Annotated in this window: 22 protein-coding genes and 1 tRNA gene; 17 read left to right on the top strand and 6 right to left on the bottom strand. The window is 69.4% G+C overall.

Translation table 11 applies throughout. The features are described 5' to 3' along the window. Positions 1-125 precede the first annotated feature (125 nt). Positions 126-917: a response regulator gene (locus AX692_RS05430; RefSeq protein ID WP_073975946.1), complete on the top strand. Its 792-nt coding sequence runs from the start codon at positions 126-128 to the stop codon at positions 915-917. 147 nt (positions 918-1064) lie between these two features. Here AX692_RS05430 and AX692_RS05425 read toward each other — a convergent pair whose 3' ends face one another. Continuing rightward, positions 1065-2729 (bottom strand): CHASE domain-containing protein, encoded by a 1665-nt coding sequence (locus AX692_RS05425; RefSeq protein ID WP_330997321.1) that lies wholly within the window; start codon positions 2727-2729, stop codon positions 1065-1067. A gap of 280 nt (positions 2730-3009) precedes the next feature. Here AX692_RS05425 and AX692_RS05420 point away from each other — a divergent pair, with 280 nt between their 5' ends. Then, positions 3010-3207 (top strand): NepR family anti-sigma factor, encoded by a 198-nt coding sequence (locus AX692_RS05420; RefSeq protein ID WP_073975945.1) that lies wholly within the window; start codon positions 3010-3012, stop codon positions 3205-3207. Beyond that, positions 3204-3827 carry a sigma-70 family RNA polymerase sigma factor gene (locus tag AX692_RS05415; protein ID WP_073975944.1) on the top strand — a complete coding sequence of 208 codons (624 nt, stop codon included), beginning with the start codon at positions 3204-3206 and terminating at the stop codon, positions 3825-3827. Before AX692_RS05420 ends, AX692_RS05415 begins: the two co-directional genes overlap by 4 nt. A gap of 190 nt (positions 3828-4017) precedes the next feature. Here AX692_RS05415 and AX692_RS05410 read toward each other — a convergent pair whose 3' ends face one another. Then, positions 4018-4626 (bottom strand): superoxide dismutase, encoded by a 609-nt coding sequence (locus AX692_RS05410; protein WP_073975943.1) that lies wholly within the window; start codon positions 4624-4626, stop codon positions 4018-4020. A 70-nt stretch (positions 4627-4696) separates the two neighbouring features. Beyond that, entirely contained in the window at positions 4697-5986 is a 1290-nt protein-coding gene (locus tag AX692_RS05405) for a dicarboxylate/amino acid:cation symporter (protein WP_073975942.1), read from the bottom strand. Positions 5987-6086: 100 nt separating this feature from the next. On the opposite strand from AX692_RS05405, the gene glmM reads away from it, so the two are divergent. The 4 genes from glmM (at position 6087) to thiD (ending at position 9774) form a co-directional block, all read left to right on the top strand. Continuing rightward, positions 6087-7424: a phosphoglucosamine mutase gene (glmM, locus tag AX692_RS05400; protein WP_073975941.1), complete on the top strand. Its 1338-nt coding sequence runs from the start codon at positions 6087-6089 to the stop codon at positions 7422-7424. A 12-nt stretch (positions 7425-7436) separates the two neighbouring features. Beyond that, complete coding sequence (locus AX692_RS05395; protein ID WP_073975940.1) at positions 7437-7661, top strand: DUF1272 domain-containing protein; 225 nt, start codon at positions 7437-7439, stop codon at positions 7659-7661. Between the two features lie 103 nt (positions 7662-7764). Then, on the top strand, positions 7765-8931 hold the full coding sequence (locus AX692_RS05390; protein WP_081095153.1) for a hypothetical protein: 1167 nt from the start codon (positions 7765-7767) through the stop codon (positions 8929-8931). Positions 8932-8964: 33 nt separating this feature from the next. Then, positions 8965-9774, top strand: a complete 810-nt coding sequence (thiD, locus tag AX692_RS05385) for a bifunctional hydroxymethylpyrimidine kinase/phosphomethylpyrimidine kinase (RefSeq protein WP_073975951.1) — start codon at positions 8965-8967, stop codon at positions 9772-9774. 10 nt (positions 9775-9784) lie between these two features. On the opposite strand, the gene AX692_RS05380 is transcribed toward thiD, so the two are convergent. Both AX692_RS05380 and AX692_RS05375 read right to left on the bottom strand, forming a co-directional pair. Continuing rightward, positions 9785-10672, bottom strand: coding sequence for an LOG family protein (locus AX692_RS05380; protein WP_073975939.1), 888 nt, complete (start codon positions 10670-10672; stop codon positions 9785-9787). Between the two features lie 87 nt (positions 10673-10759). Next, a tRNA-Gln gene (locus tag AX692_RS05375) sits at positions 10760-10833 on the bottom strand. Positions 10834-11020: 187 nt separating this feature from the next. Between AX692_RS05375 and AX692_RS05370 the strand changes: the two genes are divergently transcribed. Both AX692_RS05370 and AX692_RS05365 read left to right on the top strand, forming a co-directional pair. After that, complete coding sequence (locus AX692_RS05370) at positions 11021-12307, top strand: Ppx/GppA phosphatase family protein (protein WP_073975938.1); 1287 nt, start codon at positions 11021-11023, stop codon at positions 12305-12307. Next, positions 12304-12963, top strand: a complete 660-nt coding sequence (locus tag AX692_RS05365) for an RlmE family RNA methyltransferase (RefSeq protein WP_073975937.1) — start codon at positions 12304-12306, stop codon at positions 12961-12963. The genes AX692_RS05370 and AX692_RS05365 overlap by 4 nt, the downstream gene beginning before the upstream one ends. 30 nt (positions 12964-12993) lie before the next feature. On the opposite strand, the gene AX692_RS05360 is transcribed toward AX692_RS05365, so the two are convergent. Continuing rightward, positions 12994-13722 (bottom strand): c-type cytochrome, encoded by a 729-nt coding sequence (locus AX692_RS05360; protein ID WP_073975936.1) that lies wholly within the window; start codon positions 13720-13722, stop codon positions 12994-12996. A 140-nt stretch (positions 13723-13862) separates the two neighbouring features. Between AX692_RS05360 and AX692_RS05355 the strand changes: the two genes are divergently transcribed. The 8 genes from AX692_RS05355 to bla all read left to right on the top strand — a co-directional run bounded on the left by AX692_RS05355 (position 13863) and on the right by bla (position 22165). After that, entirely contained in the window at positions 13863-14756 is an 894-nt protein-coding gene (locus AX692_RS05355; RefSeq protein ID WP_073975935.1) for a prephenate dehydratase, read from the top strand. A 73-nt stretch (positions 14757-14829) separates the two neighbouring features. Beyond that, positions 14830-15540: a hypothetical protein gene (locus AX692_RS19530; RefSeq protein ID WP_073975934.1), complete on the top strand. Its 711-nt coding sequence runs from the start codon at positions 14830-14832 to the stop codon at positions 15538-15540. Continuing rightward, the gene (locus AX692_RS05345) at positions 15537-16940 is read left to right on the top strand and encodes a DUF4350 domain-containing protein (protein ID WP_073975933.1); all 1404 of its coding nucleotides are present in this window, start codon (positions 15537-15539) and stop codon (positions 16938-16940) included. The genes AX692_RS19530 and AX692_RS05345 overlap by 4 nt, the downstream gene beginning before the upstream one ends. Further along, positions 16937-17899: an AAA family ATPase gene (locus tag AX692_RS05340; protein WP_196489921.1), complete on the top strand. Its 963-nt coding sequence runs from the start codon at positions 16937-16939 to the stop codon at positions 17897-17899. Before AX692_RS05345 ends, AX692_RS05340 begins: the two co-directional genes overlap by 4 nt. Before the next feature lie 3 nt (positions 17900-17902). Continuing rightward, a complete protein-coding gene (locus AX692_RS05335) occupies positions 17903-19213 on the top strand; it encodes a DUF58 domain-containing protein (protein WP_155646267.1) in 1311 nt (436 codons plus the stop codon). Next, on the top strand, positions 19210-20295 hold the full coding sequence (locus AX692_RS05330) for a stage II sporulation protein M (RefSeq protein WP_073976984.1): 1086 nt from the start codon (positions 19210-19212) through the stop codon (positions 20293-20295). Before AX692_RS05335 ends, AX692_RS05330 begins: the two co-directional genes overlap by 4 nt. After that, a complete protein-coding gene (locus AX692_RS05325; protein WP_073976006.1) occupies positions 20292-21233 on the top strand; it encodes an RDD family protein in 942 nt (313 codons plus the stop codon). Before AX692_RS05330 ends, AX692_RS05325 begins: the two co-directional genes overlap by 4 nt. A gap of 2 nt (positions 21234-21235) precedes the next feature. Beyond that, positions 21236-22165, top strand: coding sequence for a class A beta-lactamase (bla, locus tag AX692_RS05320; RefSeq protein WP_230961037.1), 930 nt, complete (start codon positions 21236-21238; stop codon positions 22163-22165). The last annotated feature ends 33 nt before the right edge of the window (positions 22166-22198 follow it).

Below are 22198 nucleotides of genomic sequence, written 5' to 3'. Positions count from 1 at the left end.
ACCCCAGGGACACTACGCAGGAAACCCCGAGGAACCAGTACCTTGCGCGACGGGGGCGACGGAGGCGCAGGGAACCGCTATGGGCATGAATCGGTTGCCTTGCAAAGACCAGCGAAAGGTCCCTCATGTCCCTCGGAAGCCAGATCGCGGCCCAACTCCCGTACCTGCGGCGCTATGCCCGCGCGCTGACCGGATCGCAGGCGAGCGGCGATGCCTTCGTGCGCGAGATGCTCGAGGCCGCGCTGGCCGACAGCGCGCTCATGGAGAGCCTGGCGGGCGGGCGCGTGCCGCTCTACCGCGCCTTCGGCAAGGTCTGGGCGAGCGGTTCGGGCGCGGCCGGGTCGGGCGGCGATCCGGCGAGCGAGCACGAGGCCGGGGCGCAGGCGCGCCTCGGCGCGATCACGCCCCCGGCGCGGCAGGCGCTGCTGCTGACCACGCTCGAGGATTTCGCGATCCCCGAGGCCGCCGCGATCCTCGAGCGCACCCCGCAAGAGGTCGAAGCCCTCGTCGCCGAGGCCATCGCCGAGATCGAGCGCGAGCAGACCACCAGCGTGCTCATCATCGAGGACGAGCCGCTGATCGCGATGCAGCTGGAGGACCTCGTCACCGGCCTCGGCCACACGGTCAGCGGCACCGCGGCGACCCGCACCCAGGCGCGCAGCGCGGTGGCCGAGGCCATGCCGGGGCTTGTGCTCGCCGACATCCAGCTCGCCGACGGCTCCTCGGGGCTCGATGCGGTCGACGACATCCTGTCGGTCGGCGCGATGCCGGTGATCTTCATCACCGCCTATCCCGAACGCCTGCTGACCGGCGACCGGCCCGAGCCGACCTATCTCGTCACCAAGCCCTTCCAGGAAGCGACCGTGCGCGCGGCGATCAGCCAGGCGCTGTTCTTCGGATCGACCAGGCCGTTGTGATGCCAAGTCCCTCCCCGTTCGCCCCGCGAAGGGGGAGGTGGCAGCCCGTAGGGCTGACGGAAGGGTAAGGCGGCAAGCAAGACCTCCCCGACCGCGCTGACGCGCGCCCACCTCCCCATCCCTTCGGGACGGGGAGGGACTGAAGGGTCAAGGCTTCTTCACCCGCCGATCCGCTTCCTTCTCCCTAATCCGGAAATCGGCCGGCCTGCGCACCGGCACGCGCAACACGCAGCGCACCCCGCTCGGGGCGAAGTCGAGCGTCACCGGCTGGCGCAGCTCATGGGCGACGACCTTTTCGATCAGCTCGGTGCCGAAGCCGCGGCGGCGCTCGCCGGGCACCGGCGGCCCGCCGGTCTCCTGCCATTCGACCTCGGCCCACTCGGTCTCGGCGGCAGGGTCGGCGGCGTTCTTCGGGCCCCGGCTCCAGCGGATCGTGACCTTGCCGCCCGGCACGCTCAGCGCGCCATACTTGGCCGCATTGGTGGCGAGCTCGTGCACCGCCAGCCCGAAGGACAGCGCGTCGTTGGGCGCCAGCTCCAGCTCCGGCCCCTCGAGCAGGATCGCATCGCCCAGCGCGATGCGGAAATGCTGGAGCTCGGCCTCGATCACCGCGCGGATCGGGGTCGTGCCCCAATCGGTCACGGTCAGGAGGTCATGCGTCGCCGAGAGCGCGCGGATGCGGCCCTCCAGCGAATCCGCGAAATCGTCGAGCCCGCTCGCCCGGCGCCGCGTCAGCGACAGGATCGAGAGCACATTGGCGAGCGTGTTCTTGACCCGGTGATTGAGTTCGCGCGTCAGGGAGTTGCGGATCGAATGCTGTTCCTCGAAGAAGGCCAGCCGCGCCTGATCCTCGAAGGCCTGCTGCGTCAGCAGCCGCGCCAGCAGCATCAGCAGGCTGGCGAGCGCGAGGCCGAACACCAGCGTCACCATCGACAGCGGGGAGAGCACCCGATGGTCGGCATGTTCGATCACCAGCATCAGCTTGCGATCGGCGATGGTGACTGCCTGCGTCACGGTGTCGCGCGCGGCATCGGCGATCGTGTCCGCCACCAGCAGGTGCCCGGTCGCCACCTCGCCGTCGTAGAGCCGCACCCCGAACCGGGCCTGCCCGGCGCGGTCGATCGCCGCATCGAGGAATTCGCGCGCACGGAAAGGGGTGTAGACGAAACCCGCGAGCCGCCGCTCGGGGCCGGTGCCCATGCGGAACACCGGCATGTAGATCGCAAAAGCGGGTGCGGTGCCGCTGGTTTTCTGCACCAGCACGATCCGGCCCGAGGCCGCCGGGCGCAGGTTGAGCTCCGCCTCGGCCATGGCGGCGGCGCGGTCGGGATCGGAATACATGTCGTAGCCCAGCGCCCGGCGGTTCACCGCGGTAGCGGGCGCGAACATGGCGACCGGCGCGACCCGGCCCGTGCTGCCTTTGGCCGGCGCGGGGAAGATGTCGGGATAGGCCGGCTGGCTCGCCCGGGTGCGCGCGAGAAAGCCGGGCAGATCGCGCGCCTCGAGCACCGGGATCCAGCCGATCCCCTCCGCCCCCGAATCCTCGGTGTTGAGCTTCAGCGCGCGCACGAAGCTGTCGAAGGTGTCCGGGCTGACTTCCTCGACGCTCGCAAACAGCGCCGCGCCCGCGCGCAGGTAGGAGGTAAAGCCGCTCCCGCTGCGGTCGAGCGCGGCGGCGAGCCCTTGCGCATATTCGCGCATCTGCGCGCGCTCGCGGGCGCGGGCATTGCTCTCGATCGAGAAGACGCTGAGCGCGGTGATTGCGGTCAACGCGAGGAAGATCAGCAGCGGGATCGCGCGCGGATAGAGCACCAGCCAGCGCCGCGCGCGGCCCGATGTATCCGGCGGCGGCTGGGCGGCCGCATCGGGTTCCGGTTGGAGGGCGAGCGGGTCGATGATGCGCGGTTCCTGCGGGGCCGGGGGGCCGCAACGGGATGTTCGCGGCCGGAGGCGGAACCAAACAGGTAGCGCATCGTTCCCGAATCGTCCAAACTCGCATCGGGGTAAGCGGTCCGTGCCCGGCACGGCGCTTCCCCCTAGCGGTATCGGCCTCAAGGCGGGCCGGGACACGGGACAGGGATTGACCGAGCACATGGCCTCGACAGACGGACAGGGCGGCAATCAGGGCGGAGGCGACCACGGCGCCCGGCGCCGACCGCCCGAATGGGCCGACGGGCTGAAGCAGCTTTACGACTCGGTGGTCGAAGAGGCCCTGCCCGACAGCTTCAAGGATCTGATCGACCGGCTCGACGCGCTACCCCCTGCCCGCGGCCGGGATGGCGGCAAGTGAGCGCGGACCAGCCTTCGGGAAGCGGGCGCAGCGCGGGCCAGAAATCCGATTTCAAGCGCGAGCTGACGGCCGTGGTGCCGCACCTGCGCGCCTTTGCGCGGGGCCTGTGCGGGCGGCCCGATCTGGCCGACGATCTGGTGCAGGAGACGCTGCTCAAGGCCTGGGCGGCGCAGGACCGCTTCGAGCCCGGCACATCGATGCGCGCCTGGACCTTCGTGATCCTGCGCAACGCCTATCTCACCGACATGCGCAGGAACCGCTTTCGCGGCGAGTATGACGAGGGGGTGGCCGAACGCATCCTGACCGCGCCCGCCGGGCAGGAGGAGCCGATCCACCTCTCCGACCTGCACCGCGCGCTGCTGACGCTGCCGGCCGAACGGCGCGAGGCGCTGCTCTTGGTCGGCGCGGGCGGCTTTTCCTACGAGGAGGCCGCGGCGATCTGCGGCTGCGCGGTCGGCACGATCAAGAGCCGCGTCGGCCGCGCGCGGGCGACGCTCACCGAAATGCTGGCGAACGGCTCGATCCCCCGCCGCTCGACCGACGACGATGTCGCCCACAGCGCAATCCTCGAGGAGCTCGACGAGGTGGCGGCGGGCAATGGGGTGAGTTCGCGGGGGTAAGCCTCATGCTCTCTCCCGTTCAAGGGAGAGATACGCAGGCTTGGCAGCTGGCTGCCTAGCCGGAGTTGCGAGGGGCATGGCCGCGCACGCCCCCTCTCCCAACCCTCTCCCCTGAAGGGTAGGAGGCTACAAGAAAAAGGCCCGGAAGCGTCTTGCGCCCCGGGCCTTCCTCATCCCGAACCCGAGAAAATCAGGCGTAGGTCCACACCGTCCCGCGCGCGAGGTTCTCGCTGGCGAAGGCCCAGTTGAGCTTGTTCTCGACCACAGCGTCGAGATAGGCGGGGCGCTTGTTCTGGTGATCGAGGTAATAGGCGTGCTCCCACACGTCGAGCACCAGCAGCGGGTTGAAACCGCTGTCGGCGAGCGTGTCGGCATCGTGGGTTTCCTCGATCGAGAGCTTGCCGTCCTTCTCGGCGAGCCACACCCAGCCCGACGCGAAGTGCCCGGTGCCGCGGTCCTTGAGCTGCTGCTTGAGCGCATCGACCGAGCCGAAAGCCTCGTCGATCTTGGCGGCGAGGTCTGCCGAAGCCTCGGTGGTCGAAGGCGCCATCGAGTGCCAGTAGAAGGCGTGGTTCCAGGTCTGCGCCGAGTTGTTGAACAGGCCCTGGTTGGTGCCGCGCGAGGCGGCGACGATCTCTTCGAGCGACTTCGTCTCATGCTCGGTGCCCGCGATCGCGGCGTTCATCTTGTCCACGTAAGTCTGGTGGTGCTTGCCGTGGTGGAACGACAGCGTCTCGGCCGAGATGGCGGGCTCGAGCGCGGTGTCGGCATAGGGCAGCGGGGAAAGTGCGAAAGCCATGGGCAGTCCTCCAGGATCGGTGTTGCAGGTCTCGGATCGGTAACGCAGATGTGCGCTAAGGGTTGCAGCTTCAAGTCGCAGGCGTCTTGTCCGTTCGTGCGCTGCGGTCAACCGCGCTCGTCACAGCCACGTTCATGGTGACGTTGGCCAAAGTGCGCATCAGATCGGGCAGCATCTCCACCGCGACCAGCAGCGCGAGCGGCTCGACGGGGACGCCCATCGCCAGGGCGATCGGGCCGATCGAGACGACGAAGCTGATCGAGCCGGGCAGGCTGACCGCGGAAAGGCTGATGACGCTGGCGATGAGGATGCCGGCGATGGCGACGGTGAGCGGCACCTCCACCCCGGCAAGCGCGGCGACGTAGTAGACCACCGCGAGGTTCATCGCCGCGCTGGTCGCACGGAACACCACCACCGCGAGCGGCAGGACGAATTCGGCGGTCGAGGCGCGCAGGCCCAGCCGCCCGGCGCTGTCGAGCATGGCGGGCAGGCTCGCGAGCGAGGACTGGGTCGACAGCGCCACTGCCTGCGCGGGCAGCACCGCGCTGGCAAAGCGCGCAAGGCCGATCCGCCCGCCGAGCACCGCGATGGCATAGGCGAGCGCCAGCACGAAGGTGCCCATCAGCGTCACCGTGACAACATAATGGCCGAGCGCGGCGAACACCCCGCTGCCGCTCTGGATGCCGACGCCATAGGCGAGCGCGAAGACGCCGACCGGCGCGGCGCTCAGCACCCACCCGATGATCAGCAGCATCGCGTTGCCAAGCGCGTGGAAGAAGCCGAGCAGCCGTTCGCCCTGATCCTCCGGCAGGCGGGTGATCGCGACCGCGAACATCACGAAGAACAGCGTCAGCGGCAGCATCGCGGTCTCGGCGGCGGCGGCGACGATGTTGGGGCTGACCAGCGAGGCGAGGAAATCGAGCACCTTGGGCACCTCGCCGACCTCGGAAGGGGTCTGGGCGAGGAAGGCCTCGGCCCCGGCGGGAACGGGCCATGCGGCTAGCAGCGGAGGCATGGCGAAGGTGGTGAAGGCCCCGCCCGCCAGCTGCGCGGCCACCAGGATCGCGAGCATCCGCCGCGCCACGGTGCCGACCCGCGCGGCGAGGATCATCTGGACGAGGCCCAGCACCAGCAGTGCGGCGACCAGCGGGATGATCGTCATCTGCAGCGCGCGCAGCCACAGCCCGCCGACCAGCCCGGCAATGTCCGACGCCCCCTGCGGCGCTCCGGCCATCGCGCCCGCTATCCCGGCAGCCAGTCCGCCGATCAGCGCGGCGAAGGTCAGCGCCACCGGCAGGCGGATCGAGACCAGCGCGAATTTCCCCTGTCCGGCGCCGCCGGCGCTCTCGCTATCGTGCAATGGTCAATCCTTATGCGGGCGGCTTGCCCTTCCCTTTGCGCCCTAACCGCGCCAGAAGCGCGAGACAATATTGGCGAGAAGGGCGAAGGCAGGGGAATTGATGGGACGCAAGCTGTTCGGAACCGACGGGATCAGGGGCCGCACCAATGCCGGCGTGATGACCGCCGCAACCGCGATGAAGGTCGGGCAGGCCGCGGGCCGCCATTTCGTGCGCGGCGGCCACCGCCACCGGGTGGTGATCGGCAAGGACACGCGCCTGTCGGGCTACATGATGGAAAGCGCGCTGGTCGCCGGGTTCACCTCGGTCGGGATCGACGTGATCATGACCGGCCCGCTCCCCACCCCCGCGATCGCGCTCCTCACCCGCGAGATGCGCGCCGATCTCGGCGTGATGATCTCGGCCAGCCACAACCCCTTCGCCGACAACGGCATCAAGCTGTTCGGCCCCGACGGCTTCAAGCTTTCCGACGCGGCCGAAGCCGAGATCGAGCGGCTGATGGAGACCGAGATCCCGCTCGTCCCCGCCGAACTGATCGGCCGCGCGCGCCGGATCGAGGATGCGCGCGGGCGCTATATCCACGCGGTCAAGGATTCGGTCTCCTCGGAAATCCGCTTCGACGGCCTGAAGGTCGTCGTCGATTGCGCCCACGGTGCGGCCTATCAGGTGGCCCCCTCGGCGATCTGGGAGCTGGGGGCGGATGTGGTGGCACTGGGCGTCTCGCCCAACGGCACCAACATCAACGACGGCGTCGGCTCGACCGCGATCGCGGCGCTCCAGGCCAAGGTGGTCGAAGAGGGCGCGGACATCGGCATCGCACTGGATGGCGATGCTGACCGGCTGATCGTGGTCGACGAGAAAGGCCGCGCGGTCGACGGCGACCAGATAATGGGACTGATCGCCGGGCGGATGCAGGAGCGCGGGTCGCTGAGGGGCGGCGGGATCGTCGCGACGGTGATGAGCAATCTCGGGCTCGAACGCTACCTGAATGGTCTTGGCCTCGATCTGGTGCGCGCCAAAGTGGGTGACCGCTACGTGCTCGAGGCGATGAAGGCGGGCGGATACAATGTCGGCGGCGAGCAGTCGGGGCACATGATCCTGCTGGACTATGCCACCACCGGCGACGGAACGGTCGCGGCCTTGCGCGTGCTGGCGAGCCTGGTGCGCTCGGGCAAGCCCGCCAGCGAGTTGCTCCACGTCTTCGATCCCGTGCCGCAGCTGCTCAAGAACGTGCGCTACGAGGGCGGCAAGCCGCTCGACAACGCGGCCGTCAAGGCGGTGATCGCCGAGGCCGAGGCGAGCCTTGCGGGCAAGGGCCGCCTGGTGATCCGCCCCTCGGGCACCGAGCCGGTGATCCGGGTGATGGCCGAAGGCGATGACCAGAGCCAGGTGGAAGAAGTGGTCGACGCGATCTGCGAGGCGGTGCGCGCGGCGGTCTGAGGAGAAGGCACGATGCTCGAAATGCGTCCCGATTGCGAAACCTGCGGCGTGCTGCTCCCGGCCGAGGCACCGGGCGCCTTCATCTGCTCGTTCGAGTGCACCTTCTGCGCCGAATGCGCCGAGGACCTCGACGACCGCTGCCCCAATTGCGGCGGCGAGCTGATGGACCGGCCGACGCGCGCCAAGGCGCTGCACGCGAAGTTCCCGCCCTCGACGCAGCGCAAGTTCAAGGGCTGAACCCCCGACGCCCGCCCCCGAGGCTTGGCGCCCTAACCCAGGTTATCGCATTCCCCGCGATGCCCCCCTACCCGGGTACCCGCGCAGCGACCCGGGGGCCCTCATGCGATACCGCAGCCTGTCGGACATGTCCGACCTGATCACCAGAAATCTCCATCGCTTCCCGCCGGATGTCGATCTCGTCGTCGGTATCGCCCGCAGCGGCATCCTGCCCGCGATCACCATCGCGCTGCTGCTCAACCTGCGCTACGCCGACCTCGAGGGCTTTCTTGCGGGGCGGCTTTCCGGCGCGGGTTCGACCAAGCAGCATGCGGGCCTGATCGAGGATTTCAGCAAGGCGCGCCATGTCCTCGTCATCGATGACAGCCTCAACCGCGGCCACGCCATGCGCGAGGCGCGCAAACGCCTTGCGCATCTGGAAGGCGACGTCCGCTTCACCTTCGCCGCGGCTTATGTCGTACCCGACGGGGTCGGCGAGGTCGATCTCGCGCTGGAAATCCTACCGCTTCCGCGCATGTTCGAGTGGAACTTCATCCACCACCCCTATCTCGAACATGCCTGCGTCGACATCGACGGCGTGCTGTGTCTCGATCCCAGTCAGGAGGACAACGACGACGCCCACCGCTACGTCGCCTTCCTCGCCGGGGCCGCGCCGCATTACCGCCCGACCCGCCGGATCGCCTGCCTCGTCACCAGTCGGCTGGAGAAGTACCGCCCCCAGACCGAGGCATGGCTGGCGCGCCACGGCATCCTTTACGACAGGCTGGTGATGCTCGATCTGCCCTCGGCCGAAGAGCGCCGTCGTCTCGGCGTCCACGGGCGGTACAAGGGTGAGGTCTACCGCGACAGCAAGGCGATGATCTTCATCGAGAGCGAATATGCCCAGGCCTGCGAGATCGCGCGGGTTTCGGGCAAGCCGGTGCTCTCGATCGAGGGCCAGCGGATCGTCACCCCCGGCGGCCTCGCGGGCGAGGTCGGCAAGCTGCGCAACTTCGCGGTGCACGCACAGATGACGGATTCGCCGCTGGCGAGCCGCGAGGCGCTGAAACGCAGGCTGCGCCGGATCCTGCCCGCGGGGCTCTACGCAGCGGGCCTTGCCACCTTCAGGCGGGTGCGCGACATCGTGCGCCCCAGGCGTCACGAGGCGGCCGCGGCGATCGGGCCGACGGGAGAAGCACTGCCGCCGTGCGAGAGCATCGCGGAGCCCGACTGTGCCCCGGCCGTTGCCGGAGCGCGCAAGCTCCCGGCTCAGGAAGCGACGCCGGTCTAGAGCCCGAAATGCGCGGCTGCTATGGCGCGCAGCATGACCGAACCCGCCGCGCCCCCCCGCATCCTCTCCATCGCCGGTTCCGACTCTTCGGGCGGGGCGGGGATACAGGCGGACATCAAGACCATCACCATGCTCGGCGGCTATGCAATGACCGCCATCACCGCAATCACCGCGCAGAACACGCTCGGCGTGCAAGGGGTGGCGGGGATCGCGCCGGGCATGGTGCTCGCGCAGATCGCCTCCTGCGTGGAGGATATCGGGGTCGATGCGGTCAAGATCGGGATGCTGGCCGATCCGCAAGTGATCGCCGCCGTGGCTGGGGCGCTTGAGGGTGTCACCTCGCCGATCGTGCTCGATCCGGTGATGATCGCCACTTCGGGGGCGGTGCTGGTGGGGCCGGAAGCGGTCGCGGTCCTGCGCGCGTCGGTGTTCCCGCGCGCCACGCTCATCACCCCCAACCTCCCCGAACTAGCGCACCTCGCAGGCCGCCCCCTTCCGGGTCACGACGCCATGGTCGAGGCCGCGCAGGAACTCGCTACCACCAGCGGCGCGGCGGTGCTGGCCAAGGGGGGTCATGCCGAAGGCGACCAGATCATTGACGTGCTGGTAACGCCCGGCGAGGCCCCGCGTCTCTACGAGCATCCCCGCATCACCACCCGCCACACCCACGGCACCGGCTGCACGCTGTCCTCGGCGGTCGCGACGCTGCTCGGGCGCGGCGAGACCCTGCCCGAGGCAGTCCGGCTTGCCCGAGAATTCGTGATTGCCGCCATCGCGGCTGCACCCGGCTACGGTGCGGGCAGCGGGCCGCTAGGACATCAGGCAGTGCGGGGAACGGATTGAGCCGCGCCCCTCAATCCTCGCCCGCGTGATCCTTGATGTCGTAGAAATCGGCGATGCAGGCCCAGGCCTCCTCCGCCGTCTCGACCCAGGTGAACAGGTCGAGGTCGCTCTTCGAGATCACGCCCTCTTCCGCCAGCGCCTCGAAATCAACCACGCGGGTCCAGAATTCCTTGCCGAACAGGATGATCGGCATCGGCTTCATCTTGCCGGTCTGGATCAGCGTGACGAGTTCGAAGAATTCGTCGAAGGTTCCGAACCCGCCCGGGAACACCGCCACCGCCCGGGCGCGCAGCAGGAAGTGCATCTTCCTGAGGGCGAAGTAGTGGAACTGGAAGCTGAGATAGGGCGTCACATAGGGGTTGGGCGCCTGCTCGTGGGGCAGCACGATGTTGAGCCCGATCGATTCGCTGCCCGCGTCCGACGCGCCGCGGTTGCCCGCCTCCATGATCGAGGGGCCCCCGCCGGTGGTGACCACGAACTGCCTGAGGCCGTTCTCGATGATGCCCTTCTCGCTCACCAGCCGCGCGAGGGCATAGGCCTCGTCGTAATACTTCGCCTTGGCGGCGAGGCGCTCGGCGACCTTCTGGTCGTATTCGGAGCCGTTCTTCGCCGCCTCGATCCGCGCCTCGGCCTGCGCCGGGCTCGGGATGCGCGCCGAACCGTACATCACCAGCGTCGAGCCCACGCGCGCCTCGTCGAGCAGCATCTCGGGCTTCAGCAGCTCGAGCTGGAAGCGCACGGGCCTGAGCTCGTCGCGCAGCAGGAAATCGGTGTCGCGGAAGGCGAGCTTGTAGGCCGGATGCGCGGTCTGCGGCGTGCGCTCGGGCCCGCCCTCGGCAAAGCGCGTTTCCTCGCCGGCGCGGTAGAACTTGCGGTTGGTCAGGTCATGATCGGTCATGGCTCATCCCCTAATGGGGGGCGGTTGCCCCCGCAATAGCCGAGGTCGGCAGCGGCGAAGGGGACGGCGATAGCGCGAAAGGCTGGCTGGATGCCCCGCAAGGATTCGAACCTTGATTGACGGAGTCAGAGTCCGCTCTCTTACCATTAGAGGACGGGGCATCGGCCATGCGCGCGGGCGGCCTTGCGGCGGCCTTGGCGAGCGCGCTCCCTAGTTTCGCGAGGGGCCGAGGTCAAGCACCGACGTGGTGCTGGCTGCTTGCTTGTATGACGCCCTTGCGATAACTTGCGGGTCAGGTGCCGCGTGCGTGGAGAGTTTTGCGCGCGGTGATATGAAAGCTGTATCGAAATGGCGGAAACACTCCCGCCGGACAGGAAAAGAAGTGCTGGGAAAAACCGGGGCGGCAAGTCCGGCAAGGTAGCCGATTTCCGCTACAAGCGCCCCCCTCAGCCCGAATCTCGCAACAATGGCGGCGGCCGGGAGCCGCGTGCCAAGGCCGCTGGCGGCGATGCGCGCCGACCGGTGCGGCCCGGCGGCAAGAACGCAGGCGCCAGCCCCGCGCGTGCGCGACCCGATCTCGCCGATATCGGCACGGTCCGCAGCACTACCCACGGCGAGGCCTATGCCGCATTGGACCTCGGCACCAACAATTGCCGGTTGCTGATCGCGCGGCCCTCGGGCCGGGATTTCACCGTGATCGACGCCTTCAGCCGGGTGGTGAAGCTCGGCGAAGGGCTTGCGACCACCGGGCGCCTTTCGGATGCGGCGATGGACCGCGCGCTGGGGGCGCTCACGATTTGCGCCGACAAGCTCCAGCGCCGCAACGTCCGCCTTGCCCGCTCGGTCGCTACCGAGGCGTGCCGGCGCGCGGCCAACGGCCTCGAATTCATCGAGCGCGTGCGGGCCGAGACCGGCATCGCGCTCGACATCATCAGCGCCGGGGAGGAGGCGCGGCTGGCCGTGCTCGGCTGCCACATCCTGCTCGAGGCCGGCGAGGGGCCCGCAGTGATCTTCGACATCGGCGGGGGCTCGACCGAGCTTGTGCTGGTCGAGGCCGATCCGGGTGCCCGCGTCCCGCGCATCCTCGACTGGCAGAGCGTGCCGTGGGGCGTGGTCTCGCTCACCGACACCGTCGGGCGCAGCGAGGACAGCGAGGCCGCGCGCATTGCCCGATTCGCGGCGATGCGAACCATGGTCGCCGAGAGCTTTGCCCCCTTTGCCGCGCGCGTGGCCGGGGCCGCGCAGCATCCCGATATCCGCCTGCTCGGCACCAGCGGCACGGTGACGACGCTCGCCAGCCTCTATCTCGAGCTGCCGAGCTATGACCGCAAGGCCGTGGATGGCCTGATCGTGCCCGCGCCCGAGATGCGCGCAATCAGCGCACGGCTTGCGGTGATGACCGCCTATGAGCGCGCGAGCTTGCCCTGCATCGGGCAGGACCGCGCCGACCTGGTGGTGGCGGGCTGCGCGATCCTCGAGGCGATCCTCGACCTGTGGCCGGCGCGGCGCCTGGGGGTCGCCGATCGCGGCATTCGCGAAGGCATTCTTCGGAGCATCATGGCCGCCGAGCGCCACTCGGAACGCTCGTTGAAGGCGCTCAAGAGCCAGCGCGGCAACGGGCGCGGCGGGCGATGACCCGCGGCGTCAAGGACACCGGCAAGCGCGTCAAGACCGCCAAGGGCCGCACCGCGAGCCAGGTGCGATGGCTCGAACGGCAGCTCAATGACCCCTATGTGCGGGCCGCCAAGGCCGACGGCTACCGCAGCCGCGCGGCCTACAAGCTGATCGAGCTCGACGAGAAGTTCGGCCTCTTGAAGGGTGCCACCCGCGTGGTCGATCTCGGCATAGCGCCGGGCGGCTGGGCGCAGGTGGTGCGCCAGAAGCGCCCCAAGGCCGAGGTGGTGGGGATCGACCTCCTGGCCGTAGAGCCGCTCGAGGGTGTGACGATCTTCCAGATGGATTTCATGGACGACAAGGCCCCAGCGATGCTGGCCGAGGCTTTGGGAGGGCCGCCCGATCTGGTGATCTCGGACATGGCCGCCAACACCGTGGGCCACAAGCAGACCGATCACCTGCGCACCATGGGCCTCGTGGAAGCGGCGGCGTGGTTCGCGGTGGAGAACCTCGCGCCGGGCGGAGGCTTTGTCGCCAAGGTGCTCGCCGGGGGGACCGACACCGATCTGCTGGCGCTGCTCAAGAAGCACTTTGCCAGCGTCAAGCACGCCAAGCCGCCGGCGAGCCGCAAGGGATCGTCGGAGTGGTATGTGATCGCTCAGGGCTTCAAGGGGTGAGAGCCGCGCGCGTCGGCGGCCCTTCGTAACTCAGCGCCCTGCGCCCGGGTTCGAGGGAACCGGCTGCTCGGTAGCATTGGCGCCCGCAGCCTCCGGCGCGCTTGCTTCCTCGCCCTCGACCGGGGCGGCCGCCGCGGCAGGATCGACGGTCCCCGTGGCCGCCGCATCGGCAACGAAGGCCGGGACGGGCAGATTGGTGCCGATCGAGTTGAGATACATCGCGATCGCGGCGCGATCCTCGATCTTGGAGAGGCCGGCGAAGCTCATCTTGGTCCCCGGGACATAGCCCTTGGGGTTCTTGAGCCAGTCGTTCATCTTGTCCCAGTCCCAGGTGCCGCCCAGCGCCTTGAGTTCGGCGCTGTAGGCGAAACCGGCCTTGGCTGCGACGGGGCCGCCCATCACGCCGGCAAGGTTGGGGCCGATCCCGTTGGCGCCGCCCGCATCGACGGTGTGGCAGCTCTGGCACTTCGCGAAAGCCTTCTGCCCGGCGGCGATCAGTTCGGCAGCGGGTGTCTGGTTGAGCGCTTCAGCCATGGTCATTTCGGCCGCGCCGCCGCCTTCCTCGACCGCGCCCTCGATCACGTAGCCGAGCTTTTCGGGACGCTGCGGCTTGTCGCCGTGGAAATACTTGCCGGAGAGGATCGACAGACCCAAGCCCAGGCCCGCCGCAAACAGCACCCAGCCGGCGGCAGTGTTGAACAGATCGCCGCCACCGTTCTGGCCTGCGGCTTTGTCTTGCGAAGAGTTGTCCTGTGTCATCCCGCGCGCTCCATAGTGACGCCCCGCGGCGCGCGCAAGACAGATCGTGGCACATATGCTTGCGCCTTTTGCAAGTGAGCGCGCAAGGAGCCCATGCGGGACTTGTGCGCCCGCGCGCACGGCTCTAGGCGCTTGGGCCCATGCGATCCTTTCCCGGCCCGGCCCTCGAAATCGTCGAGCGGATGCAGCGCAGCGCTGCCGCCGATCCGGCGCGCGCGATCGCCTTCCAGGGTTCGCCCGGCGCCAATTCCCACCGCGCAGCGACCGAAGCGCGCCCCGATCTCGCCCCGCTCCCCTGCTTCAGCTTCGAGGACGCGCTGGAGGCGGTGAAGGACGGGCGCGCGGGGGCGGCGATCATCCCGATCGAGAATTCGCAGCACGGCAGGGTCGCCGACATCCACTTCCTGCTGCCCGAAAGCGGGCTCCACATTGTCGGCGAATATTTCATGCCGATCCACCATGCGCTGATGGCGCTGGGGAGCGGCCCGTTCGAGGCGGCCTACAGCCACCCGCAGGCATTGGGCCAGTCGCGGCGCTATCTGCGCGAGCGCGGGATCGTGCCGCTGAGCCATGCCGACACCGCGGGCGCGGCGGCCTATGTCGCCGAGCGCGGCGATCCTTCGGTCGCGGCCATCGCCCCCGCGCTCGCGGCCGAGCTCTACGGGCTCACGATCATCGAGAACAATGTCGAGGACAGCGCCGACAACATGACGCGCTTCGTGATCCTCGCGCAGCAAGCGCTCGCGCCCGCGGCGCTCGCGGGCAAGCCGGTGATGACCACCTTCATCTTCGAGGTGAAGAACATCCCCGCCGCGCTCTACAAGGCGCTGGGCGGGTTCGCGACCAATGGCGTCAACATGACCAAGCTCGAAAGCTACCAGCAGGGCACCAGCTTTGCCGCGACCACTTTCTATGCCGACATCATCGGCGCGCCGGGCGATCCGGCGGTGGACCGCGCGCTCGAGGAATGCGTCTTCCATTCCAAGGAATTGCGCATCTTGGGCAGCTACGAACAGGCGCGCGCACGGCCCTGAGCCGCCAGAGCGCGGCGGCGGACGCTGTTTCCCGTTGCACCTGCGCCGAGGGCATGCCACCACCGCGTCCGGGATGACCGCAGCGGCCGCACAAGCACCTTCCGATAGCCCAGCCAATTCAGGCGGATCGCCTCCCGTCGGATGGGAGGAGCTGCGCGCCGACGACAGCATCCAGTTCGCCCCCGTCATCATCCCTGAAACGCCCCCGCCCAAGCCCAGCTGGCTGTCGCAGCAGCTCGACGCCTTCTTCAGGTGGCTGGCCGAGGTGCTCGCCCCGCTGGGCGAGGCGATGGCGGATTCCTGGTGGTGGCTGCGCTGGGTGCCGGTGGTGCTGGTCGGCCTGTTCGCGCTGGTGCTGCTGATCCGCCTGATCGACCCCTCGCTGTTTCGCTTCGGGCGCAAGGCCCGGGCCGAGGGCGCGCCGGCACCGGAGGAGACATGGCGCCCCGATGCCGCCGCCAGCCTGGCGCTGCTCGAGGATGCCGACCGGCTCGCCGCCGAAGGCCGGTTCGACGAGGCGACCCACCTGCTGCTCCAGCGCAGCGTCGCCCAGATCAGCGCCGCGCGGCCCGACTGGGTGGAGCCTTCGAGCACCGCGCGCGAACTGGCCGCGCTGCCCGCGCTCCCCGGCCCGGCGCGCGACGCCTTCGGGGTGATCGCGACGCGGGTCGAGGCCTCGCTGTTCGCGCTGCGCCGGCTCGAACGCGCCGACTGGGAGGCCGCGCGCGCCGCCTATGCCGAATTCGCGCTTGCAAGATTCGACCGCAAGGCGCTCGCCGCATGAGCGCTGCCGCCGCACCAGCCCGCCCCGCCGCCTTCTCGCGCATCGGGGCCTTCGCGCTGATCGCGGGCGGGTTTGCGCTATTTCTCGCGCTGCTGTGGCTGCTGAGCGCGGACGCCGATTTCGGCGGGACGCGCGGGCGCGGGCAGGCGCATGCGGCCAGCAACGGGCTCAACGGCTACGCGGGGCTCGTCAAGCTGGTCGAGGCGCAGGGCTACACCATCGCATTGTCGCGCAATGCGCAGGGGCTCGAGACCCGCGACCTGCTGGTGCTCACCCCCGCGCCTTTCGCCGATCCCGAGGAGCTCGAGAATATCCTCACCGAGCGCCGCATGCTCGGGCCGACCCTGGTCATCATGAGCAAGTGGTGGGCGAGCACGCCCGGCCCCAATCTGCCGCCGCGGGTGCAGGCGAAGTTCAGGCGCGGCTGGGTGACGCTGGGCGGCGCGAGCCCGAGCGAGTGGCCGACCGAACTGCCGGACGGCTATCGCTTCGCGCACGCCATCCACCCGCGCAAGGCCAACGCCGTGGCCATCGACCTGGCGCCCCCGCAAGCGGCGCCCTCCGCCGCCCCCATGCCGAAAGCCAAACCTAACAAGCCCGCCCCCCCGGCACGCTGGAGCGGGATGGGGCTGTCGGGCACGCTCCCGCGCGAGGAGCTGCTCCATGCCGAGATCGGGGACGGGCAGCAGGCGCTGATCGTCGACACCGGGGGGCGGGTGCTCGCCTTCGGCATCGACCTCGGCCTGCGCGAGGAACCGGACACGCCGGAGGAGGAAGAGGCCGACATCTTCACCGAGCGCGTCTATCCGGTGATCGTCCTTGCCGACCCCGATCTTGCCAACAACTACGGCCTTGCCGACGCCAATCGCGCGGCCGCCGCGATCGCGCTGGTCGACCGGCTGGCCGACCCCGAGGAGATCGATCACGTCGTCTTCGACATGACGTTGAACGGCTTCGGCGCCTCGGAAAACCTGCTGACCCTCGCCTTCCGCCCGCCCTTCCTTGCCGCGACGCTGTGCCTGCTGGTCGCGCTGCTCATCGTCGGCTGGCGCGCGTTCCGGCGCTTCGGCCCGGCGGCGGCGAACGGCGGCCCCGACATCGCTTTCGGCAAGCGCCAGCTGATCATGAACGGCGCGGGCCTGATCCTGCGCGCGCGGCGCTTCCGGCTGCTGGGCGCGCCCTATGCCGCGCTCGCAGGCCGACGGCTGGCCGAGCGGCTCGGCCTCACGCGCCCCGATCCGGAGGGGATCGACGCAGCCCTTGCCCGCCGCCTTCCCGACGAAGAGCCCTTCACCCACCGCGCCGCGCGGCTGGAGGCGGCGACGAAGCCCGCCGACATCCTGGCCGCCGCACGGGGCCTCGATGATCTCGCCAACCGACTGCAACAGGGACCCAAATGACCATGACACTCGAAGACGTCCGGAGCCTCACGGGCGCCATCCGTGCCGAGATCGCCAAGGCGATCGTCGGGCAGGAAGCGATGGTCGACATGCTGCTGGTGGCGCTGCTCTCCGAAGGCCACGTGCTGCTCGAAGGCCCGCCGGGCACCGCGAAGACCTTCCTCGCGCAGAGCTTCGCGACCACGCTGGGCCTCGATTTCGGGCGCATCCAGTTCACGCCCGACCTGCTGCCCGGCGACATTCTGGGTTCCAACCTGTTCAACTTCCAGACCAGCCAGTTCACCCTCACCCGCGGGCCGATCTTCTGCGACCTGCTGCTGGCCGACGAGATCAACCGCACCCCGCCCAAGACCCAGGCCGCGCTGCTCGAAGCGATGCAGGAGCGCCGCGTAACGCTCGACGGCGAGACCCACCGGCTGCCGGATCGCTTCATGGTGGTCGCAACCCAGAACCCGATCGAGAACCAGGGCGTCTATCCGCTGCCCGAGGCACAGCTCGACCGCTTCCTGTTCAAGCTGCTGGTGCCCTACCCGGCCGAGGAGGAGGAGGCGCGGATCGTCGCCACCTACGGCAAGCGTTCGCGCCCGCAGCGTCCCGCTGACCTCGGCGTCACCGCTGTCACCACCGCCGAGGGGATCGCGGCTGCCACCGCCGCGGTCGGTGAGGTGACCGTGGCCGAGGACATCACCCGCTATGTCGTGCGCCTGATCCGCGCCACCCGCGAGCATTCGGAGCTCACCGTCGGCGCTTCCCCGCGCGCCGCAGTCCTGCTGGCGGGCTCGGCGCGCGCCCGAGCCGCGCTCGAGGGCCGGGCCTATGTGATCCCCGATGACGTCAAGGCGCTCGCGGTGCCGGTGCTGCGCCACCGTCTGACGCTCTCGCCCGCCGCCGAGATCGAGGGCCGCGACATGGAGGCGCTCGTGGCCGAACTGGTCGAAGCCACGGAAGCGCCCCGCTAGAACATGACCCCGCTGCGCCGCCGCTTCCTGCTGTTCATCACCGCGCCGCTGGGGCCGTTCCTGTTTGTGGTGCCGACCGAGCGTGCGGCGTGGAGTGCGGCCGCGCTCGCGCCGGTCGCGGTCGTGATCGCGGCGGCGCTGCCGGGGGCGTGGGTGCTCGCGCCGATCCTTGGGGCCGTGCTGCTGATCCTGGTCGGGATCGACGCCTGGCTGGCAGGCAAGCTCGAGGGCTGGGAGGTGCGCTCGGCCGACGATGTCGAGGTCGGCCAGCCGACCCGCATGGCGATCACCGCGCGCTTCGCCGGACGCCAGCCCTCGCGTGCGGCGGGCGCGCTGGCCTGTGATCCGCGGCTGGCGGAGGAGGGCCGCATAGCCCTGACTCTCGCCCCCGAACCCCATGGCGATGGCTGGCGCGGCGAGACCGTGCTCACCCCTACCCGCCGCGGCACCGCGCTTGTCGAGCGCGCATGGCTGCGCTGGGAAGGCCCGCTCGGGCTCGGTGCGCGGCAGACCGCCAATCCCATCGACAAGACCGTGCGCATCTGGCCCGATCTCTCGCCGGTGCGCTCGCCCGACTTGCAGACCTTCCTGCGCAATGCCCAGATCGGCCTCATCAACCGCCGCATCGACTGGAAGGCGAGCGCGCGCCACACCCGACTCTTCGCACGCGAGAACGAGAGCGAGCGCAACAACCAGATCGTCTTCGCCTTCGATTGCGGACAGGCGATGTGCGAGCCGGTCGATGGCCTGCCGCGCATCGACCGCGCCGTCAGCGCGGCGCTGACCTGCGGCTATGTCGCGCTGAAGGGCGGGGACAAGGTCGCGCTGTTCGGCTTTGCAAGGCGGCCGCAGCTGATGACCCCCTTCATCGGTGACGCCCGCGCCTTCCACCGCTTGCAGAGCGCCGCGGCCGGGCTCGATTACGAAGCCGTGGAGCCCAACTTCACGCTCGCGCTGGCCGAATTGACCGCGCGCCTCAAGCGCCGCTCGCTGGTGGTGGTGTTCTCCGACTTCACCGATCCCACGGCGGCCGAACTGATGGTCGAAAGCCTCGGGCGGCTGGTGAACAAGCATCTCGTGCTGTTCGTCACCATGACCGACAGCGAGGTCGAGGAGCTGATCGCCGCCCCGCCCGGCGACATCGCCACCCTCGCCCGCGCCGTCACCGCCGACAGTCTCGCGCAGCAGCGAAAGCTGGTGCTCACCCGGCTGCGGCGATTGGGGATCGACGTGCTCGAGGCCCCGTGGGAAAGCATCGGCCCGCGCCTGATCGACCGCTATCTCGCGATCCGCAGCAGCGAGGCAATCGGATGAAGGCTCCCGTCATTTCCTCGTGGTTCGGGCGCGGACAGGTGGAAGCCTCCCCCGATATCGAAAGCGCGGCGCTGCGCTCCGACCGCTTCCGGCTGGAGCGTGAAGGCGAGTGGAAGCGGCTGGAGGCGATCCTTGCCCGCATGGAGAGGGGCGGCCTCAGGCGCATCGCCGACGACGACCTGATCGCGCTCCCCGCGCTCTACCGCACCGCCGCCTCTTCGCTTTCGGTGGCGCGCGAGACGTCGCTGGACGCCGCCACCCTCGCCTATCTCGAGGCGCTGGTGCAGCGCGCGTGGTTCCAGGTCTATGGCCCCCGCATGGGCTTCGTGCGCTGGCTGCGCGGCTTCATCTTCGGCGGCTGGAGCCGCGCAGTGCGCGAATTGTGGCTCGACATCTGCATCGCGCTGTTCGTGATGGTGGCGGGCACGATCGTCGGCTGGCTGCTGGTGGTGCAGGACGAGGCGTGGTTCTTCCGCCTCTTCCCCGGCGGCATGATGGACCCGCGCCAGCCCGGTGCGAGCCGCGAGGAGTTGCTGCAGGTGCTGAAGCACGACGAAGGCGCCGCCGGGCTCGCCGGGTTCGCCGCGCAGCTGTTCAGCAACAACTCGGGGGTGTGCATCCTCGCCTTCGCGCTGGGCTTCGCCTTCGGCATCCCCTCGCTGCTGCTGCTGGTGCACAACATGGCGCTGATGGGCGTCTTGCTGTGGCTCTACAACGGGCAGAACCTGGTGGTGGAGCTCGCCGCGTGGCTTTCTGTGCATGGCACCACGGAGCTGTTCGGCATCATGCTCTCGGGCGCGGCGGGGCTGCATATCGGGCGCGCGATGGCCTTCCCGGGCAAGCTCCCGGTGCTGCAGGCCGCCGCCGCGGCCGGACGCCGCTCTGCGGTGGTGATGGTCGGCGTGGTCATCATGATGGTGGTCGCGGCCCTGCTCGAGGCCTATCCGCGCCAGCTGGTCGAGGACACCGCCTCCCGCTTCATGATCGGGGGCACGATGCTGGTGTTCTGGCTCAGCTATTTCTTCCTCTACCGCCCCGCCGCCCCCCCAGGTGACGCCCTCGCGCCGGAGCGCAGCGCATGAGCCCGCGCGCTCTTGTCCCTGCCCCGCGCGACGAGAAGCGCCTGCGCACCCTTGTCACCCCCGAGGGGCTCGCGCTCCCCATCGCCATCGCCCCCCGCACCGCGCGCGCGGGCGCACTGATCATCGATTTCATGATCCTGCTGTTCGGCCTGATCGTGGTCCAGATCACGATCTACTACATCGCCCGCGGGTTGCTCGAAGCGAGCGGCTTCAACCCCGACGAGATCTCGAGCGCCGCGCTCGAATTCCTCGGCATCTGCATGGCGCTGTTCGTGTTCTGCGCGTGGTACGGCTATTTCCTGGTGCAGGAACTGGGCCCGCGCGGGGCGACGCTGGGCAAGCGCATCGTCGGCATCCGTATCGCCGCGCGGGGCGGCACGCGCCTCACCCCGGAAGCGGTGATCGCGCGCAACCTGCTGCGCGACATCGAGCTCTTCTACCCCCTCGTCACCCTGTTCATTCTCTCGGTGCTGGCCGAGCGGGGCGAGCCGATCGGGGTGCTCGGCTGGGTCGTGACCGGCTGGTTCGCGCTGTTCCTGCTGTTCCCCTTCTTCAACCGCGACGCCCTGCGCGCGGGTGACATCGTCGCGGGCACCTGGGTGGTCGAGCGCCCGCGCGCCAAGCTCGCCAAGGTGCTCTCGGTCGAGGGTGCCGCGGCCGTCGCCGGATCGAGCGAGATCACCGGGGTGCGCTATGCCTTCGGCGAGGCGGAGCTTTCGATCTATGGCGAGAAGGAGCTCCAGACCCTCGAGCGGATGCTGCGCGACAGCCCGCCCGAGGCGCTCCAGGCGGTCCACGCCACGATCTGCCGTAAGATCGGCTGGGATCCGGGCGCGGGCGACGAACGGGCTTTCCTCGAGGCCTTCTATGCGCAATTGCGGGCGAAACTGGAGGCCGACCTGAGGTTCGGCAAGCGCAAGGCGGACAAGTTTGCATGAGGATGGATCGGCGTTTCTTTCTGGGCGGCACGCTGGCGCTGGGCGCGGGCGCGTGCATTCCGCCCGACCAGTCCCCGCTCGGACGCCTCGTGGCGGAGCTGCGGATCATCGAAGCCGCGGGCGGCGGCACGCTCGGGGTCGAGATTTTCAACACCGTCACCGGGGCGAGCGTCGGGATCAATCAGGACCGCCGCTTCGGGCACGCCTCCTCGTTCAAGTTCTCGCTCGCGGCAATGGTGCTGGCGCTTGATGCGGCGGGACGGATCGACGCGGACCGACAGGTGCGCTGGAGCGAGGCCGATCTCATGTGGGTCTCGCCCTTCACCCGTGAGCGGCTTTCGACCGGTGCGACCTTGCGCGAACTGGCGCGGGCGACACAGATCACCTCCGACAATACCGCCGCCAACGTGCTTCTGCGCGAGCTGGGCGGCCCGGCGGGGCTGACCGCCTTCTGGCGCAGCATCGGCGACGAGGTCAGCCGCCTCGACCGCTACGAGCCCGAGATGAACCTCGTCACCGCCGCCGAATACCGAGACACCACCACGCCCGCCGCCATGGCGCGGACGGTGGCGAAGATCGTCTATGGCGACGTGCTGCCGGAGAAGGAACGCGCCGAGCTCAAGGGCTGGATGGTCGCAACCGAGACCGGCCTAAAGCGCGTGCGGGCGGGGCTGCCGGAAGGCTGGGTCGCAGGCGACAAGACCGGCACCAGCGGGCTTATCGGGGCGACCGAATACAACTACATCGACATCGGCTTTGCCGAAGGGCCCAAGGGCGAGGGTCCACTGACCTTCGCCTGCTATTTCCGCGCGCGCCAGACGGTCGACGAGATGCTTGCCTCGGGACAGGAGACGCTCGCCCGCGTGGGCCGCATCATCAAGGAATTCGCCGAGCCCGAGCGCGGGCTTCCGCTGGTGGGGAAGCTGTACTAGATCCTCCCTCCCTTGGGGGAGGGGGGTAGGGGG

It is taken from the genome of Erythrobacter donghaensis, assembly GCF_001557325.1.
Lineage (GTDB): Bacteria > Pseudomonadota > Alphaproteobacteria > Sphingomonadales > Sphingomonadaceae > Erythrobacter > Erythrobacter donghaensis_B.
The sequence above is the reverse complement of the archived record's forward strand: the minus strand, read 5'-3'. Positions and strand labels throughout refer to the sequence as shown.

Excerpts from the sequence above, each read along its gene's own strand:
- AX692_RS05430 (WP_073975946.1), top strand. The coding sequence starts at position 126 with ATGTCCCTCGGAAGCCAGATCGCGGCCCAACTCCCGTACCTGCGGCGC.
- AX692_RS05420 (WP_073975945.1), top strand. The coding sequence starts at position 3,010 with ATGGCCTCGACAGACGGACAGGGCGGCAATCAGGGCGGAGGCGACCAC.
- AX692_RS05410 (WP_073975943.1), bottom strand. The coding sequence starts at position 4,626 with ATGGCTTTCGCACTTTCCCCGCTGCCCTATGCCGACACCGCGCTCGAG.
- glmM (WP_073975941.1), top strand. The coding sequence starts at position 6,087 with ATGGGACGCAAGCTGTTCGGAACCGACGGGATCAGGGGCCGCACCAAT.
- AX692_RS05395 (WP_073975940.1), top strand. The coding sequence starts at position 7,437 with ATGCTCGAAATGCGTCCCGATTGCGAAACCTGCGGCGTGCTGCTCCCG.
- AX692_RS05390 (WP_081095153.1), top strand. The coding sequence starts at position 7,765 with ATGCGATACCGCAGCCTGTCGGACATGTCCGACCTGATCACCAGAAAT.
- thiD (WP_073975951.1), top strand. The coding sequence starts at position 8,965 with ATGACCGAACCCGCCGCGCCCCCCCGCATCCTCTCCATCGCCGGTTCC.
- AX692_RS05380 (WP_073975939.1), bottom strand. The coding sequence starts at position 10,672 with ATGACCGATCATGACCTGACCAACCGCAAGTTCTACCGCGCCGGCGAG.
- AX692_RS05370 (WP_073975938.1), top strand. The coding sequence starts at position 11,021 with ATGGCGGAAACACTCCCGCCGGACAGGAAAAGAAGTGCTGGGAAAAAC.
- AX692_RS05365 (WP_073975937.1), top strand. The coding sequence starts at position 12,304 with ATGACCCGCGGCGTCAAGGACACCGGCAAGCGCGTCAAGACCGCCAAG.
- AX692_RS05360 (WP_073975936.1), bottom strand. The coding sequence starts at position 13,722 with ATGACACAGGACAACTCTTCGCAAGACAAAGCCGCAGGCCAGAACGGT.
- AX692_RS05355 (WP_073975935.1), top strand. The coding sequence starts at position 13,863 with ATGCGATCCTTTCCCGGCCCGGCCCTCGAAATCGTCGAGCGGATGCAG.
- AX692_RS19530 (WP_073975934.1), top strand. The coding sequence starts at position 14,830 with ATGACCGCAGCGGCCGCACAAGCACCTTCCGATAGCCCAGCCAATTCA.
- AX692_RS05345 (WP_073975933.1), top strand. The coding sequence starts at position 15,537 with ATGAGCGCTGCCGCCGCACCAGCCCGCCCCGCCGCCTTCTCGCGCATC.
- AX692_RS05340 (WP_196489921.1), top strand. The coding sequence starts at position 16,937 with ATGACCATGACACTCGAAGACGTCCGGAGCCTCACGGGCGCCATCCGT.
- AX692_RS05335 (WP_155646267.1), top strand. The coding sequence starts at position 17,903 with ATGACCCCGCTGCGCCGCCGCTTCCTGCTGTTCATCACCGCGCCGCTG.
- AX692_RS05330 (WP_073976984.1), top strand. The coding sequence starts at position 19,210 with ATGAAGGCTCCCGTCATTTCCTCGTGGTTCGGGCGCGGACAGGTGGAA.
- AX692_RS05325 (WP_073976006.1), top strand. The coding sequence starts at position 20,292 with ATGAGCCCGCGCGCTCTTGTCCCTGCCCCGCGCGACGAGAAGCGCCTG.
- bla (WP_230961037.1), top strand. The coding sequence starts at position 21,236 with ATGGATCGGCGTTTCTTTCTGGGCGGCACGCTGGCGCTGGGCGCGGGC.